At 67.8% G+C, this 16,352-nt stretch carries 16 protein-coding genes; 9 read left to right on the top strand and 7 right to left on the bottom strand.

Translation table 11 applies throughout. From position 1 onward, the window contains the following. Positions 1-25: 25 nt before the first annotated feature. Both ACVOME_RS01570 and ACVOME_RS01565 read right to left on the bottom strand, forming a co-directional pair. The gene (locus tag ACVOME_RS01570) at positions 26-337 is read right to left on the bottom strand and encodes a DUF3817 domain-containing protein (RefSeq protein WP_481504621.1); all 312 of its coding nucleotides are present in this window, start codon (positions 335-337) and stop codon (positions 26-28) included. Positions 338-536: 199 nt separating this feature from the next. Then, positions 537-1,472: a TIGR03571 family LLM class oxidoreductase gene (locus ACVOME_RS01565; protein WP_481504620.1), complete on the bottom strand. Its 936-nt coding sequence runs from the start codon at positions 1,470-1,472 to the stop codon at positions 537-539. 197 nt (positions 1,473-1,669) lie between these two features. Between ACVOME_RS01565 and ACVOME_RS01560 the strand changes: the two genes are divergently transcribed. The 4 genes from ACVOME_RS01560 (at position 1,670) to ACVOME_RS01545 (ending at position 4,830) form a co-directional block, all read left to right on the top strand. Next, positions 1,670-3,190: a thioredoxin family protein gene (locus tag ACVOME_RS01560; protein WP_065175221.1), complete on the top strand. Its 1,521-nt coding sequence runs from the start codon at positions 1,670-1,672 to the stop codon at positions 3,188-3,190. Between the two features lie 100 nt (positions 3,191-3,290). Further along, entirely contained in the window at positions 3,291-3,920 is a 630-nt protein-coding gene (locus ACVOME_RS01555; RefSeq protein WP_053517805.1) for a superoxide dismutase, read from the top strand. Next, positions 3,917-4,495: a flavin reductase family protein gene (locus ACVOME_RS01550; RefSeq protein WP_481504619.1), complete on the top strand. Its 579-nt coding sequence runs from the start codon at positions 3,917-3,919 to the stop codon at positions 4,493-4,495. Before ACVOME_RS01555 ends, ACVOME_RS01550 begins: the two co-directional genes overlap by 4 nt. Beyond that, entirely contained in the window at positions 4,492-4,830 is a 339-nt protein-coding gene (locus ACVOME_RS01545) for a tetratricopeptide repeat protein (protein WP_414487396.1), read from the top strand. Before ACVOME_RS01550 ends, ACVOME_RS01545 begins: the two co-directional genes overlap by 4 nt. A gap of 27 nt (positions 4,831-4,857) precedes the next feature. On the opposite strand, the gene ACVOME_RS01540 is transcribed toward ACVOME_RS01545, so the two are convergent. Then, positions 4,858-6,006 carry a fatty acid desaturase family protein gene (locus tag ACVOME_RS01540; RefSeq protein ID WP_481504618.1) on the bottom strand — a complete coding sequence of 383 codons (1,149 nt, stop codon included), beginning with the start codon at positions 6,004-6,006 and terminating at the stop codon, positions 4,858-4,860. A gap of 12 nt (positions 6,007-6,018) precedes the next feature. After that, positions 6,019-7,089 (bottom strand): ferredoxin reductase, encoded by a 1,071-nt coding sequence (locus ACVOME_RS01535; protein WP_197600077.1) that lies wholly within the window; start codon positions 7,087-7,089, stop codon positions 6,019-6,021. A 93-nt stretch (positions 7,090-7,182) separates the two neighbouring features. Between ACVOME_RS01535 and fabR the strand changes: the two genes are divergently transcribed. The 4 genes from fabR to ACVOME_RS01515 all read left to right on the top strand — a co-directional run bounded on the left by fabR (position 7,183) and on the right by ACVOME_RS01515 (position 13,475). Next, positions 7,183-7,839 carry an HTH-type transcriptional repressor FabR gene (gene fabR, locus ACVOME_RS01530; protein WP_053517811.1) on the top strand — a complete coding sequence of 219 codons (657 nt, stop codon included), beginning with the start codon at positions 7,183-7,185 and terminating at the stop codon, positions 7,837-7,839. A 327-nt stretch (positions 7,840-8,166) separates the two neighbouring features. Further along, positions 8,167-10,542 carry an autotransporter family protein gene (locus ACVOME_RS01525; protein ID WP_263174547.1) on the top strand — a complete coding sequence of 792 codons (2,376 nt, stop codon included), beginning with the start codon at positions 8,167-8,169 and terminating at the stop codon, positions 10,540-10,542. A 238-nt stretch (positions 10,543-10,780) separates the two neighbouring features. After that, positions 10,781-12,937, top strand: a complete 2,157-nt coding sequence (locus ACVOME_RS01520) for a TonB-dependent receptor plug domain-containing protein (protein ID WP_481504657.1) — start codon at positions 10,781-10,783, stop codon at positions 12,935-12,937. Further along, positions 12,927-13,475 carry a thioredoxin-like domain-containing protein gene (locus ACVOME_RS01515; RefSeq protein WP_164152555.1) on the top strand — a complete coding sequence of 183 codons (549 nt, stop codon included), beginning with the start codon at positions 12,927-12,929 and terminating at the stop codon, positions 13,473-13,475. The genes ACVOME_RS01520 and ACVOME_RS01515 overlap by 11 nt, the downstream gene beginning before the upstream one ends. A 118-nt stretch (positions 13,476-13,593) precedes the next feature. On the opposite strand, the gene mntR is transcribed toward ACVOME_RS01515, so the two are convergent. After that, positions 13,594-14,058 carry a manganese-binding transcriptional regulator MntR gene (gene mntR / locus ACVOME_RS01510; protein ID WP_053517818.1) on the bottom strand — a complete coding sequence of 155 codons (465 nt, stop codon included), beginning with the start codon at positions 14,056-14,058 and terminating at the stop codon, positions 13,594-13,596. 116 nt (positions 14,059-14,174) lie between these two features. Between mntR and ACVOME_RS01505 the strand changes: the two genes are divergently transcribed. Beyond that, positions 14,175-15,506 carry an Nramp family divalent metal transporter gene (locus ACVOME_RS01505; RefSeq protein WP_053517819.1) on the top strand — a complete coding sequence of 444 codons (1,332 nt, stop codon included), beginning with the start codon at positions 14,175-14,177 and terminating at the stop codon, positions 15,504-15,506. A 66-nt stretch (positions 15,507-15,572) separates the two neighbouring features. Here the strand turns inward: ACVOME_RS01505 and ACVOME_RS01500 are convergent, their stop codons facing one another. Both ACVOME_RS01500 and ACVOME_RS01495 read right to left on the bottom strand, forming a co-directional pair. Continuing rightward, positions 15,573-15,899: a thioredoxin family protein gene (locus tag ACVOME_RS01500; RefSeq protein WP_053517820.1), complete on the bottom strand. Its 327-nt coding sequence runs from the start codon at positions 15,897-15,899 to the stop codon at positions 15,573-15,575. Continuing rightward, entirely contained in the window at positions 15,871-16,350 is a 480-nt protein-coding gene (locus ACVOME_RS01495; protein WP_197571186.1) for a flavodoxin, read from the bottom strand. The genes ACVOME_RS01500 and ACVOME_RS01495 overlap by 29 nt, the downstream gene beginning before the upstream one ends. Positions 16,351-16,352: the final 2 nt, after the last annotated feature.

Below are 16,352 nucleotides of genomic sequence, written 5' to 3'. Positions count from 1 at the left end.
ATTGAATGGACCCGCAACAGCCGTGTCAGCGCGTCACACGCGGCGACAGCAGGCCGCGACGGCGGAACCACCACTCCAGCGGCAGCGTGACCAGCGGCGGGACAGCAGCAAGCAGGGCCAGCGCGCTGGCCCACCATGGCCAGCGCAGGCGCACTGCGGAGAACAGGGTCACGGCCATGTACACCAGGAACGCCACGCCATGCAGCGGCCCGAACAGCTTGACCAGGGCGACGTTGGCCTGCGGGCCGTACTTCAGCCACATGCCCACCAGCAGGCCGGCCCAGGTGATGGCCTCGATGAAGGCAACCACGGCGAACAGCCGTCCGACGGGGTGCATGGGGTTGCCTGGGGTCACATCGGGCTCCTGCAGGGACAGAAGATGCGAATGATACGCAGATGCGAACGTTCAGGACACCGTCAGGTCACACTCGCCGCATCGGAGATGCCCACACGTCGGTAGCGCCGGGCCATGCCCGGCGGATCGGAGATGAACGCACATCGGTAGCGCCGGGCCATGCCCGGCGGGCGCAGCACAGCTACCGGGGGATATGCGGCAGCACCCGCTCCCCGATCTCGCGCAGCACGGCCTCCACCGGCCGGCCGTTGTCGACCAGATTGAACATCACATGCGCCACGCCCTGCCCATGCACGCGCAGCAGATAGTCACGCAGGCCATCGCGGCCGACCTTCAGGCCAAGCGGCAACGGCTCGGCGGGTGCCTGCGGGTCCGCCTGCAGGTCCAGCAGCATCGACTGCACGAACGGTCTGCCCGCCGCGCCCTGTTGCGCCAACGCCTGCTGCCACAGACCGATGCGTCCCTCCTGGGCAGCCTCATCGCGGTGATAGGTGGCCCATCCTTCAGACTCCCGGGCGATCCACTGCAGGCTCTGCCTGGCGGTACCCACCACCAGCATCGGAATGCGCGCGGCCGGCGCAGGCAGCACGTCGAAGCCTCCGGTCACCTGCAGCACGGCGGCCCGCTCGTGTGCCTGCGGCGACAGCGCCGCCCGCAGCAACGACCAGCGCTCACGGAACGTCGCGGCCCTGCCCTCCAGATCCTCGCCGAACGCGGCGAATTCCTCCGGGCGGTCACCCGAACCCAGGCCCAGCACGAAACGCCCGCCGCTGATGCGGTCCAGGCTCAAGGCCGACTTCGCCACCTGCAGCGGCTGGCGCAATGGCAGCACGATGGCCGCACTGCCAACCACGATGCGCTCTGTCGCGGCGGCCAGCATGCCCAGCCACAGGAAGGGATCATCCAGCGCGCTCGCGGTCGCCTCCGGTCCCTGCGGCACCATCAAGGGCACGTCGCGCGTCCACAGCGCGGCAAAGCCGAGGTCATCGGCCAACCGGGCGATACGCCGCGCCTCATGCGGATCGGCCAACCCGTGCGCCGCCACCGGCGTCATCAGTCCCAGGCTCAGGCCCTGTTCTGCAAACAGCGCAGCGTAGGCAGAATTGAAATCGCTCATGCTGCCAGCTTAGCGTGGAGCCCTGCGGCAACGGTGCTGCCGCAGGTGCGTGCCAAGCCGGTGGGTTCAATGGGGTGGTGTATCGGCAGAGGGTGCGGGCGGCGGACGTCATGCCCTGCAGCGCACCCCTCATGAGCAAACTGAATCAGCAGCCTCTGCCGTCATTCCTACAATGGCCTGTCACCCTGCCCTTTGAGATGCTGCCGATGCGCGTTGCGCTTTCCGTGTTGCTGCTGGCTTCGGCGCTGAGCGCCTGCACCCCGGCCCCGGTTTCCACCGCCAACTCCGCCGAGGCCCCCGCACCGGCGTCCGCCATCGCCTGGCGCCAGGGCGACGTCGACGACGCCTTCGCCGAAGCCGCTGACAGCGGCAAGCCGGTGCTGCTGTACTGGGGTGCGGTCTGGTGCCCACCGTGCAACCAGCTCAAGGCGGGTCTGTTCAAGGACCCGGCCTTCATCGCGCTGACCAGCAAATTCGTTCCCGTCTACCTGGATGGCGACGAGGAAGGTGCGCAGGCCTGGGGCGAGCGCTTCGGCGTGCGCGGCTATCCGACCCTGATCGTGCTGGACCCACAGCGCAACGAAATCACCCGCGTGGCCGGCGGCAACGATGCCGCCGAACTGACCCGGGCACTGACCGTGGCCGCAGGCCGCCGCAGTGCCGTTGCCGCCACCCTGGCCACCGCATTGACGACGCCGGAGCAACTGGCCGCCGAAGACTGGCAGGTGTTGGGCGACTACGGTTGGGAAGTCGACGCCAACCGCCTGGCCGGCGAACGCAACAGCCAGGACGTGCTGCGCCAGCTGTCCAAGGCCGCACCGGAGGCCGCGCTGCAGCGCCGTTTTGCTCTGCTTGCCTTGGCAACAGCCGAAAAGCCCGATGCCTCGCCCACCGAAGTGCGCGAGCTGCTGCAGGCTGTGCTGGCGCACCCCGCGGAGGTGCGACGCAACCGCGAGCTGCTGGGCTATGCGGGCGTACAGTTGGTCAAGCAGGCCAGTACCGGGCCGGCCACCAGCAACACCCTGGGGCAGCAGCTGCTGGTCGCACTGGAGCGCGCAGACGCCGAGCGTGGCGACCGCGCCGACGACGCGTTGTCGCGTGCGCTGACCGAAGTGTCGCTGGCCCGCCAGCAACAGCCCAAGGGCGCACTGCCCGCTGCTCTGGTTGATCGGGTCAAGCAGCGCGTGGCCGCCGCCGATGCCGCCGCCACCGATGCGCATGCACGCCAGGCCACGATCAGCAGCGCGGTCTACGCACTGCGCCAGGTCGGCGACGACGCCGGCGCGGAGTCGCTGCTGCTGGCCGAGCTGAAGCGCAGCGAGCAGCCGTACTACTACATGCCTGAGCTGGCCGAACTGGCCGAGCAGCGCGGCGACACTGCCGGTGCGCTGGAGTGGCTGAAGCGGGCCTACGATGGTGCGCAAGGCCCGGCGACCCGCGTGCAGTGGGGTGTGCTGTATGTGGAAGGCCTGCTGAAGCTGGCGCCGGACGATGCACCGCGCATCGAGCAGGCGACCGCCTCGCTGATCGCCGAACTGGAGGCGCAGCCGTCGGGCTACCACCAGCGCACCCGCCAGCGCTTCGAACGCCTGGCCGGGCAGCTGAAGGCATGGAGTGGCAAGCACCAGGGGGCGCAGACGCTGGCGCGGCTGCAGCAGCGGATGCAGCAGGCGTGCGGCAATCAGGTGGATGGGGCGTGCAGGGATTGGCTGGGTTGAGTGGATGATGGCGCAGGCGGGTTGACCTCAACCAATGTTGAGGTGCGATAACAGTCTCCCCACGGCCAGCCCGCTGGCCTTCGCTACGGAGACTGCTTCAATGTCGTACTCGCTTCCCCCGCTCCCCTATGCCTACGATGCCCTCGAACCGCATTTCGATGCGCGGACGATGGAGATCCACCACAGCAGGCACCACCAGACCTACGTCAACAACCTCAATGCCGCGGTCGAGCAGGCCGGCCTCGCCGAACAGCCGGTCGAGGCGCTGATCGCCAGCCTCGATGCCGTGCCGGAGGCCCAGCGCAGCGCAGTCCGGAACAACGGTGGCGGCCACGCCAACCACAGCCTGTTCTGGACCGTGCTCAGCGCACGCGGCGGCACGCCCGATGAGGTGCTGGCGGCGGCCATCGACCGTGACCTCGGCGGCTTCGATGCCTTCAAGGATGCCTTCAGCAAGGCGGCGCTGACCCGCTTCGGCAGCGGCTGGGCCTGGCTGACCAGTGATCGCGATGGCCGCCTGCGGGTTGAAAGCAGCGCCAACCAGGACAGCCCGCTGATGGGCGCGGCGGCCGGCCTGTCCGGCAACACGCCGATCCTCGGCCTGGATGTGTGGGAGCACGCGTATTACCTGCATTACCAGAACCGCCGTCCGGACTACATCGGGGCGTTCTTCAACATCATCGACTGGGCCGAAGTCGGTCGCCGCTACCGCCAGGTGGGCGGCGCATGAGCGCCGGCACTCCCCATTACGCCGGGCCGTGGGCAGGGGTCTTCCCCGCCCCGGCTCCGGTACCCTCGGTCAGTCTGCCGCCGCGTGCATTGCGGCAGCTGCTCGGCCACTTCCCTACCGGCGTGGCCATCGTCTGCACCCGCGACGCACGGGGCACACCGCTGGGCCTGACCATCAATTCCTTCGTGCCGGTGTCGCTGCAGCCGCCGCTGGTACTGTGGAACCTGGCCCTGCACGCACAGAGCCTGCAGGCCTTCCAGCGCGCCACGCGCTTCGCGATCAGCGTGCTGGGCGCGGACCAGGAAGCACTGGCGCGCACGTTCGCCGATCCCCAGGTGCGCAATCGTTTCGACGACGTACCCCTGCTTCCAGACGAAGACGACGCGCCGCCGCGTATCGCCGGCGCGGTCGCGCACCTGACCTGTACCCGTCATGCGCAATGGCCGGTGGGTGATCACCTGCTGCTGGCCGGCCGCCTCATCGAGGTCAACGAAACCGGCGGTGCACCGCTGATGTTCCACCGTGGCCGCTTCCTGCCGGGGCCGCTGGACACCCTGCAGGAGGTGCGGACATGACCATCGAGGCGCTGGAGAAACTGCTCGCCAACGGCCACGACAGCGCGCTGCTGCGCTTCGGGCTGGGCAAGGGTTGGCTCGACGCGGGCAATCCGGCGCGCGCGGCGACCCATCTGGGCCGCTGCGTGGCACTCGATCCGCAGTACTCGGCGGCGTGGAAACTGCTGGGCAAGGCCTGGCTTGCGGGTGGCCAGCCGCAGGCAGCGCGCGAGGCATGGCAACGGGGCCTCAGCGTGGCCAGCCACCAGGGCGACCAGCAGGCTCGCAGGGAAATGCAGGTGTTTCTGCGCCGGCTGCAGCGCGAACAGCCTGCGCCGCAGGAGGGCGCAGGCTGAGCCGGCCACACGGGCGGGCCGTATCGATCAGCCCGCGTTGGCCGGTGCCGGCGCCGGCATGATGTCCGGCATCGGCAGGCGGCGCGGCTTGCTCGGGAAGGCATGCCGCAGGATGCGCCACACCACCTGGCCGAACTGCCGCGGCAGCGAACCGTTGTTGTAGTGCTGACCGTAGCGAAGGCAGATCTCCTTCACTTCCTTGGCGATGGCCGCATAGCGGTTGGCCGGCAGATCCGGATAGAAGTGATGTTCGATCTGGTGGCTGAGGTTGCCCGACAGCACGTTGATCAGGAAGCCACCGCTGATGTTCGACGAGCCACGCAGCTGGCGCAGGTACCAGTGGCCACGCGATTCGTTGCGCAGGCACTCCTTGGGGAACGTCTCCGATTCAGCGGTGAAGTGGCCGCAGAAGATGATCACGTAGGTCCAGATGTTGCGAAGGCCGTTGGCGACCAGGTTGCCCAGCATCACGGTCAGGAAGAACGGGCCGGCCAGCAGCGGGAACAGCACGTAATCCTTCAGCACCTGGCGCAGCATCTTGCGCGCCACCGGACGGGTCTGCAGCCACATCGCGCGGCTGCTGATGCGGCCCTTCAGCCAGCGCCCCAGGCGCAGGTCCTGGGCGGCCACGCCCCACTGGAACAGCAGCGCGAAGATCGGTGCGATGATCGGCTGCAGCAGATAGAACGGCTTCCAGCGCTGTTCCGGGAAGATGCGCAGCAGGCCGTAGCCGATGTCATCGTCCATGCCGCGCACGTTGGTATAGGTGTGGTGGCGGAAGTTGTGGGTCTTGCGCCAGTTGTCGGCGGTGGCAACGATGTCCCACTCGTAGGTGTTGCCGTTCAACTTCGGGTCGCCGGTCCAGTCGAACTGGCCGTGCATCACGTTGTGGCCCAGCTCCATGTTCTCCAGGATCTTCGACAGCGCCAGCATGAGCGTGCCGGCGATGGCGGCCGGCCACAGCAGCGGTGCCCACAGCAGCGGCGAGAACGCCGCCAGGAACAGCAGGCTGCGGCCGCCGAAGCCGAACCAGCGCACGGCCGCGGCCACGCGCCGGATATAGCGCGTATCGGACGCGCCGAGACTGCCGATCACACGATCGCGGATCGCGTCGAGTTCCTGGCCGAAGGCGTTCATTTCGGCAGGACTCAGGGCACGGTCGGTAGCGCGGGTCATGGCAACGGTTCCTCAGAGATCCAGGGTCAGGTCGGTGGTCGGCGCACTCACGCAGATCCGTACGGGCTGTGCCGCTTCGGAATGCGTATCGCCGGTGCGCAGATGGCGGGTACCGCCACTGACGCGTTCACAGCTGCAGCTGTTGCAGATGCCCATGCGGCAGCCGTGCCGGGGCTTGATGCCCTGCGCTTCCAGGCTCTCCAGCAGGGAGCGGCCGCGCGGCACGCGCAGCTGGCGCCCACTGCGTGCCAGGGTCAGCGACACCTCGCCTTCGCCGTCGGCATCCAGCAGCGGCGCGGGCGGCGTGAAGGCTTCCGCCTGGAAACCGGCCACCTGATGCGCAAGGCGGCGGCGCGCGGCGGCAACGAAGCCGTCCGGGCCACAGGCCAGTACATGGCGCTGTGCCAGCGGCGTGTCATCGCCGGGAATCTGCAGGGCGTGGGTATCGATGCGCGCGGCCGGCACCTCGCCCTCCCGGGTGGTCAGCAGGTGCACGCGCAGGCCCGGCGTCGCTGTCGCCAGCGTATGCAGTTCGTCACGGAACTGGATGGCGGCCGCTGTGCGTTCCCAGTAGAACAGGTCCACCGGCGCGCCCAGCGGTCGCTGGCAGGCCTCGCGCAGCAGGCTGCGCATCGGCGTGATGCCGCTGCCCGCCGCCAGCAGCAACACCGGCGCGGCGGCCGGCATATGGAAGTCACCGAAGGCGGCATCGATGCGGAACAGGTCACCGGGCCGCGCCTGGTTCACCAGGTGCTGGCTGACCCGCCCCCCTTCCACGGCTTTGACGGTAATGGCCAGTTCGCGGCCACTCAGCGGGGTCGGGCTGTAGCTGCGCTGCCATACCCGCCCCTCAAGCTCGACGCCGAGGGTGACGTGCTGGCCGGCGCGCATGCCGGCCCAGTGCCGGTTGCAGCGCAGGATCAGGGTGGCCGCGCCCTCGCCCGCTGGTTCGCGTCGGACCAGGCGTGCCAAGGGCTCGCGCAGCGTCCACAACGGATTGATCTGGCCGGCCCAGAAATCGAACAGCGTGGGCGACAGCCAGCGGTGCAGGGAAAACGGGGACGGACGGACGACAGCGCTCATGGCAGCCACTATACGGGCGCACATACACCTGTGTATACACGTGTATATTGAACCGGATTGGGTATGATTCAGCCTTGCCCCACCGGAACCCTCATGGCCGCTGCCACCGTCCTGTCGATACCCGAAGATGCGCAGAGCCCGGCCCGCCGTACGGTGAGCCGCGAAGATCTGCTGGCCGCAGCCCTGAAGCTGATCGGCCCGCACCGCAGCCTGTCCACCCTCAGCCTGCGCGAGGTCGCGCGTGAGGCAGGCATCGCGCCGAACAGCTTCTACCGGCAGTTCCGCGACATGGACGAACTCGCCGTGGCCCTCATCGATGTGGCCGGCCGCTCGCTACGCACCATCATCGGCGAGGCGCGGCAGCGCGCGACCTCCTCCGCCACCAGCGTGGTGCGGGTATCAGTGGAGACCTTCATGGAGCAGCTGCGCGCAGACGACAAGCTGCTGCACGTCCTGCTGCGCGAAGGCGCAGTCGGTTCGGATGACTTCAAGCACGCCGTCGAGCGCGAGCTGCACTACTTCGAGGAAGAGCTGCAGCACGACCTGGTGCGCCTGGCGGCCCTCGACGGCGCCGTGCTGCATGCACCGGAACTGGTGGCCAAGGCGATCACCCGTCTGGTGTTCGCGATGGGTGCCACCGCGATGGACCTGCCGCCGGAGAAGGATCCGGAACTGGTCGAACAGATCTCCACGATGATCCGCATGATCATCGTCGGCGCCCGCACCCCGGCCGCCTTCCGCCGCGGCTGATCGCCAGGCTCCAGACCGTTGCCGCTTTGCGCCGGAATGCTGCAATGCAGTATTTCGAGACGTCGCCCCCTCGGTCATCTGTGATTTGCGTCACGATTTAGATCGGTGAAATGGGGTTCGCCTCGCTTCGACAGGGGCTTCATGCCGTTTTCACTTCAGCAGGACTATCCAGCATGCGCGAGTTCCGCAGCTGAATAGGCCCTCCACAGCTGGATGGACGCCGCCGCAGGTTCTGGAAAAGTTGCATGGCTCTGCAGGCTGTCGCCCCGCAGAGTGTTGCCTTTGGCCTGTGGGGACGGGCCCCATCCAACGCATTGGAGAGATCCCATGTACACGATGAAGTCCGCTTCACGCGCCCTGCCCGCGCAGGTCGCTCCCCTTGCGCTGGCCCTGGCGGCCTGCGTCGGCGTGCCGCAGACAGGTCATGCCCAGTCAGTTTTTGTCCCGGCCGGCACCACGCTGACGGTGGATCCGGGAAGCCCCTATGAGGGCCGTGATTTTTCCGTCCGCGGAACATTGAACCTCGATGGCGTCAGTGTGGGTCGCGTGGTTACCAGCGAGGGGGGCGTCGTCAATGCGACGGACACGACCATTGCCAGCAATGCGTCGGGAGCGGGAGCATCGATGACCAACTCGCAGGGCCGCTTCCTCAGGTCGGAGATCGTCAACACGAATGCCAGCGGCTTCGGCTTTTCAACCGGCGCGCTGGTTACCGCCACCCCGCAGCCTCTCAGCCTCGCCCAGTTCATCGACAGCAAGGTATCGGGTGCCGCCATTGGTGCTCAGGCCAGTGGGGGCGGCACCATCGTTGCCGAGCGCTCGACCTTCTCCGGAGCCATCGGCATGCGCAGCCTGGCCGGCTCGATCGAGCTGCGTGATGGCTCCGCCGCCATCGGCAGCGACATCGGCCTGCTACTGGGAAATTCCAGAGTGAACCAACCCCCCTATGCGGACCCTGCGGACTGGCACGTACTGGTGGATGGATCACGCGTGGAGGGCACCACCGGTCCCGCCGTCAAGGTGAGAATGGAGCTTGGCCGTGCTCCCGATCTGGCACGCCTCACCGTCCAGAACGGCGCAACGCTCATCGGTGGCAACGGCAATCTGGTTGACGTCGATCCCGACATGGCACTGGACTTCACGGCTCGCACGTCCACCCTCAACGGCAACTTCGTCATCGCCGATACCGCCAGCACGACCCTGCGCTTCCTCGATGGGCTGGTGCTGACCGGACAGATCACCGGCCCGGCCGAGGTGATCGTCGACCAGGGCGGACGCTGGACGCTGTCCGGCGACAGCAGCACCGGCAACCTCACCCTCGGCGCGGACAGCCACATCCTGCTCGGCGCGGAGGGTCAGGCGGCGTATCCGCAGTTGACCGTCAATGGCGATTACACCGGCAACGGCGGCACCCTGCATTTCAACACCGTGCTGGCCGGCGACGCCGCCGCCAGTTCGCGCCTGCATGTGACCGGCGCCACCAGCGGCGCCACCAACGTCATTGTCAACAACATCGCGGGCGCTGGCGCGCAGACGGTCGACGGCATCCTGCTGGTCCAGGTCGATGGCGCCAGCAACGGCAGCTTCGCGCTGCAGGGCCGCGCCATCGGCGGCATGTACGAGTACTTCCTGCACAAAGGCTCGGCCACGACGGCCAACGGCAACTGGTACCTGACCTCGGCCTACACGGGCAATCCATGCGATATCAATCCTTCCCTGCCGGAGTGCGATCCGGAGGATCCGGTGATTCCTCCTCCCGATCCTGACCCCGATCCCGAACCCGTGCTGCGCCCGGAGCCCGGCGCCTATCTGGCCAACCAGATCGCAGCCGAGCAGATGTTCCAGGTACGTCGTCACGATCGCGGCGAGCCCGGCTTCGACCGCGCGCGCCCGGGAACCTGGGTGCGTGGTGGCCGCGATCAGATCCAGGCCAGCATTGCCGGCCAGGTCGATGCTCGCACGCATCTCAACGTCCTGCAGCTGGGCAGCGATCTGTGGCGCTGGAGCGACGGGCGCGGCCAGGTGGGCGTGATGCTCGGCACCGGCGACGCCACCACCCGCGCGGTCTCCATGCTGTCCGGCTATGGCACCCGCGGCAGGATCAAGGGCAAATCGGCAGGCGTGTACCTGGGCTGGGTACAGGATGCACAGAGCAGCGGCGGTCTGTACGTGGACGGCTGGGTGCAGGCTGCCCGCTTCGACAATGATGTGCAGGGCGAGGGCATTGCGGCGGAAACCTACGATGCGGACGTCCGCAGCGCGTCGCTGGAGCTCGGCTACGCCTGGGCGATCCGCACCCGCGAGGCCAGCACTCTGTACCTGCAGCCGCAGGCACAGCTGACCTGGACCGACTACGACAGTGACAGCCTGGTTGAAGACAACGGAACGCGGGTCGAGGATGGCCGCAGCATCGGGCTGAACAGTCGGCTGGGTGTGCGTCTGTTTGGACAGAGCACCCTGCGCGGCAATCGCGTACAACCCTTCCTGGCGGTCAACTGGCTGCGCGGCCAGCGAGATCCCTCGATGCGCTTCAACGAAGAGCTGTTGAGCGCGAAGACGCCCGACAGCCGCTACGAAATGCAGGCGGGCGCGCAGCTGCAGCTGGGGCAACGCTGGAGTGCCTGGGGCGACCTGCGCGTGCAGCGCGGCGACAGCGGCTATCGCAACCACGGTGCACAGGTCGGCCTGCGCGCCGCCTGGTGACACCCGGCGTCCCGCCCGGAACACGCGCCTGAACACCCCTGCCGGATATGACATCCGGCAGGGGTGACGTCGTCTATTGTAATGTTATAACACCGTCATTCCTGATGAGGCGCCCTGTGCCGTGCCCATGAAAGCAGCGTCGCGCTTGATATAGCAATTGCTATATCTATGAGCATTTGCTTTCATGTACACCAGCCAGGTCGCCCTCGCCGCTCTCTTCCCCAAGGACGACGCCTCCATGCCCCACGCCGTGCCGCCGTGCCACCTTCCGCTGGCCACCGCCATCTTCTTTGCCCTGTCGACCCCGGTACTAGCCGGCACGCCCTCGCCCACGCAGCTGGACCGGGTGCAGGTCAAGGTCAGTACCGCCACGCGCAGCGAGCGCCTGCTTGCCGATGTGCCGATCCGTACCGAAGTGCTGCGCAGGGAGGACATCGCGCTGCGTGCGGCCACCGATTTCTCCCGTGCGGTCGAACTGATCAATGGCCTGCGCGTGGAAAGCAACTGCCAGAACTGCAACACCAGCGAAGTGCAGCTGCTGGGCCTGCCGGGTGCCTACAACCAGCTGCTGTTCGACGGCATCCCGCTGCTGTCCACGCTGGGCAGCGTGTACGGCCTGGAGCAGATTCCCGCCGGCTTCGTCGATCGCATCGAAGTGGTCAAGGGCGGTGGCTCGGCGCTGTATGGACCCGGCGCGGTGGCCGGCGTGATCAACCTGGTTCCGCCGCTGCCCTCGCGCAGTGGTGGCCATGTGCAGGCCGGCGTGGATGTGCTGCGTGGCACGCCGCAGAAGAATGCAGATGTCCGGCTGGATCTGGTCGCCGCGCAGGTCGATGCCGGGCTGTCGGTGATCGCCCAGCGCAACTGGAACAGTGGCATCGACTACAACGGTGATGACTACACCGAGATCACGCGCAAGGATCTCAAGGTCGGTGGACTGCAGGCGTGGTATGCGCCCACACCGGGAACACGGCTGCGCGTGGACGTGCAGGTCACCGATGAAACCCGGCGCGGCGGCAACCGCCTTGACCAGCCGGAGTATCTGGCCAACATCGCAGAATCGCTCGACACCACGTACCGGCGTGGCAGCGTGTCCTGGGACCAGGAAGTAAGCCCGGACATCGACTTCCGCCTCGCCTATGCCTTCGCCGACATCGATCGCGACAGCTTCTATGGCGGTCTCGGCGATGTGGTCACCGACCCGTCGGCAGCCGGATACGATCCCTCCGAGCTGGACCCCACCGTGGCCGGCAGCGCCGCCTCGCGCTCCTGGCGGCAATACGGACGCACGCACAATCCGCTGCATTACCTCGACAGCCAGTTGAACTGGCGGCTGGGCGCGCATGCCCTGGCGTTCGGCGTGCAGTACAAGCACGAGCGCCTGCGCGACGACAACCGGACCGGTGACGGCCAGCGCCTGGCCGTGCTGGAGGACGCCAGCTTCCACAACCTGGGCGCCTTCGTGCAGGACGAATGGAGCCTGCGCGAGGACATCGACCTGGTGATCGGCGCGCGCGTGGACAAGACTTCCGAACTGGACAACGCGGTGCTCTCACCGCGTGTCGCCTTGGCCTGGCAGGCCACGGAGAACCTGAAGTGGCGGGCGGGCATTGCCAGCGGATTCCGCGCACCGGAAATCTTCGTCGAGGATGTGCATGTGGACACGCTCGGTGGCGAGCAGGTGCGCGTGCGCAATGCCGAGAGCCTGAGGGAGGAACGTGCGCTGACCACCCTGCTCGGCTTCGACTGGCGTTCGGATCCGGCCGAGCCCGTGTGGACGTGGGACGCCACCGCCTCCTACGCGCGCATCCGTGACACCTTTGCGCTGGGCGAGATCCTGCGCGGCGCCGACGGCCAGCTCGGCCAGCTGCGCTACAACGCCTCGGGCTCGGACGTACTGGGCATGGAAACCAATCTGGGCTGGCAACCCTCGCCGCAATGGCGTCTTACCGCGGGCGCATCGTGGTACCGCTCGCGCTTCCGCGAACCCCAGCGCATCTTCGATGACACCGGCGAGGGCGGCGACACCGTGATCGACAGCCGCGACTACCTCAAGACCCCTCGCTGGACCGGGCTGGCCCAGCTCGGCTGGTTGCCTTCGGAACCGTGGGAGACCTTCATCGCGCTGCGCCACACCGGTTCAATGCCGGTGCTGAACAACCGGCTGGGTGAACTGCACCGCACCCGTGCCTTCTGGGTGACCGACCTGGGTGCCCGCTGGCATCGCCACCTGGGGGTGGGCGCCGAACAGGAGGTGTCCGTGGCAGCCGGAGTCAAGAACGTGTTCGATCAGCGGCAGAAGGATCTTGAAGCCGGCGCGCTGCGCGACAGCGACTACGTCTACGGGCCCCGCTTCGCGCGCTCGTGGTATGTCAGCCTGCGCTATGCGTTCTGAAGCACTGCGCGTTCTGCTGTGCGCCGGCAGCGCGCTGCTGGCCGCGCCGGTCGCGGCAGAGAATCTGCACGCGCAGGTCTCGGCGTCGCTGATGCGACCAGAGGCGCGATCGCTGCGCCCGATGCAGTGGTCGCCGCCGCCGCGATTGATCGCGCTGTACTTCGGTGCGGACTGGTGCGCGCCCTGCCATGCCTTCGTGCCGACCCTGCGCAGCGTGCGTGACGCACTGCGCGAGGCCGGTGCGGACACCGAGGTGGTGTACGTCAGCCAGGATGAGAGCGAGGCCGCGCTGCGCCGCTACATGCGCCGCCAGGACATGCCGTGGCCGGTGCTGGACCCGCGCAGGGCCGCGCGCATGCCGGTGCTGCAGGCCCTGGCCGGCCCCGCGCCGCCCAATCTGGTGCTGATCGACGCGGAAGGTCGCGTGCTGGCGAAGGGGTGGCATGGGCGGCGCTATGAGGGTCTGCAGCCTGTGCTGAAGCTGTGGCAGGCAGGGGCATGCGCACAGGAACAGGCGCGCTGCCCGCCGCTTGAGTGATCTGCGGCTCCTTCCACGGCCGCCGGGCATGGCCCGGCGCTACCCCTCCTTCCGAGCGCATGCAGCCGCCGGGCATGGCCCGGCGCTACCGCCACCCTTCAGATCGCGGGCACCGGCCCTACCCGCCCTCGGCCTTGCGCACGAATGCTTCGAACAGCGCCAGCGTCTGCTCGCTGACATGATGCTCGATGCCTTCGGCATCGCGCCGGGCGGTATCGGCATCCACGCCCAGCGCCAACAGGAAGCGCTCCACCGTCTGGTGCCGCTGGCGACTGGCATGGGCCAGCGCCTCGCCCTCGGCGGTCAGGAAGACACCACGATAGGGCCGCTGCACGACCCAGCCGTCGCGGGCCAGCCGCCGCAGCATCTTCGCCACCGTCGGCTGCGCCACCCCCAGGCGGGTGGCGATGTCGACCTGGCGGGCCTCGCCGCCATCGGCCAGCAGGTCCGAGATCAGCTCGACATAGTCCTCCACCAGTTCCATCCGGTGCGCCTCGCGCACCTGCCGGAAGCTCTCGACCTGGCGCTCGGCCTCGATCAAGGGGGGATTCTTTGGCGATGTCGAATCGTCGCTCTTGCCCACGCGTGCGCCTGTCCTGCCGAAGTCGTCCGGGAATGAACCTGAATTCTGGACCAGTGACGCGATAAAGACGATTGTTTCACATTGCTATTGGATATAGCAGGGGCTATATTACGCGCATGAACACCCTGGCGCCCGATGACCCTTCGGCCCCTGCCCCGGCCAGCCTGGGTGCGCTCAATGCCTCGGTGGCGGTACCCGACAAGGGCCACTGGTGGTTCCGCCTGCTGGCGTTCCTCGGCCCGGGCTACATGATCTCGGTCGGCTACATGGACCCTGGCAACTGGGCCACCGACCTGGCCGGCGGCTCACGCTTCGGCTACCTGCTGCTGTCGGTCATCCTCGTGTCCAATCTGATGGCGGTGATCCTGCAGGCGCTCTCGGCGCGGCTGGGTATCGCCACCGGGCTGGACCTGGCCCAGGCCTGTCGCGCGCGCTACCCGAAGCCGGTCAACCTGGCCCTGTGGGCGCTGTGCGAGGCAGCCATCATCGCCTGCGACCTGGCCGAGGTGATCGGCACCGCCATCGCACTGAAGCTGCTCTTCGACCTGCCGCTGCTGTGGGGTGCAGTGATCACCGCGCTGGACACGCTGCTGGTGCTGCTGCTGATGAACCGCGGCTTCCGCGCGCTGGAGGCCTTCGTCATCGCGCTGCTGATGGTGATCTTCGCCTGCTTCGTGGTCCAGATCGCGATGGCCGCGCCGCCTGTCATGGCGGTGCTTGGCGGCTTCATTCCACGCGCACAGGTGGTCACCGATCCGCACGCCCTGTACATCGCGATCGGCATCATCGGCGCCACGGTCATGCCGCACAACCTGTACCTCCACTCGTCCATCGTGCAGACCCGAGCGTATCCGCGTACCGACGAGGGTCGCCGCAGCGCGCTGCGCTGGGCGGTGACCGACAGCACGCTGGCCCTGACGCTGGCACTGTTCATCAATGCCAGCATCCTGATCCTGGCCGCGGCCGTATTCCATGCCAACGGTCGCTTCGACGTGGAAGACATCGAGCAGGCGCATCAGTTGCTGGCACCGATGCTGGGCGTGGGCGCCGCGGCGACGCTGTTCGCGGTGGCACTGCTGGCATCGGGCCTGAATTCCACGGTGACCGCGACGCTGGCCGGGCAGATCGTGATGGAGGGCTTCCTGCGCCTTCGCCTGCCGCCCTGGCTGCGGCGGCTGCTGACCCGGGCGCTGGCGATCATTCCGGTGGTGGTGGTGATCGTGCTGTTCGGCGACCAGGGCGCGGTGAAGCTGCTGGTGCTGAGCCAGGTGGTGCTGTCGATGCAGCTGCCGTTCGCGATCATTCCCCTGGTGCGGATCGTGACCGACAAGGTGACCATGGGCGCACTGGTGGCGCCGCGGTGGCTGGGTACGATCGCCTGGTTGATCGCGCTGGTGATCGTGGCATTGAATGTGAAGCTGCTGGTCGACACCTTTGCCGCCGCCTGACGGCCGAGGGCCGCCACCGGGCCATGCTCGACGCACGCGTGCAGCGCTGTCGAGCGTGGCCCCGCTCTACAGATGCAGGGCGATGGCAGCCTCGATCTGCTGTGGCGACTGGAATCCGGCCAGGCGGATGCGTTCGTTGCCGTCACGGAACAGCGCAAGCGTTGGTGTCTGCCGCAGCCCCAGCTCCCTGAAGAAGGTTTCACCCAGCACTTCCAGCTGCACCCGCAGCAGGGTCATGCCCTGCCCCGCGCCGCTGCTGGCGACACGCTGCAGGGACATCTCCAGCATCCGGCAGCCCGGGCACTGGTCCTTGTGGAAATCCACCAGGACCCGGGGATGTTCGGCCAACAGCTGCTGGAGCTGCTCAGGCGTGGTGGCGTCGATGATCTGCATCGGTGGTACTCCGGTAATGGGCCAGGACCGCGTCGGTCCAGGCGTCGATGGCGGCGGCGTGGCGCTCGCCGTGCGGCATCTGTTCAATCTCCAGCGGCGGGTAGCTGCTGTGGAAGTAGCGCATCAGGCGGTGCACGGCGCCGCAATAGTACTCCTGGCCCCACTGTGTCTCACCGGTGCCGAACACGGCTACCTGTCGCGGCCGCTGACCCAGCCCGGCAATGCCGGCCACCCATGCCTTCATCTCCGCCGGTGTGCGCCCGGCGTTGTCGGTCCAGCTGCCCAGCAGCACGAGGTCGGCTTCATCGGCCGCCAGCGGAGCCGGCTGGCGCAGGTCGTCGGCCTCCTGCCAATGCACCGCGTGACCCGCCGCGCGACACCGCTCGGCGATCTGCCGTCCCAGCTCCCGGGTATTGCCACTGAGCGAGGCGACCACGATCAGGATGCCCAGCG

Source organism: Stenotrophomonas sp. STEN008, from assembly GCF_056760435.1.
The sequence above is the reverse complement of the archived record's forward strand: the minus strand, read 5'-3'. Positions and strand labels throughout refer to the sequence as shown.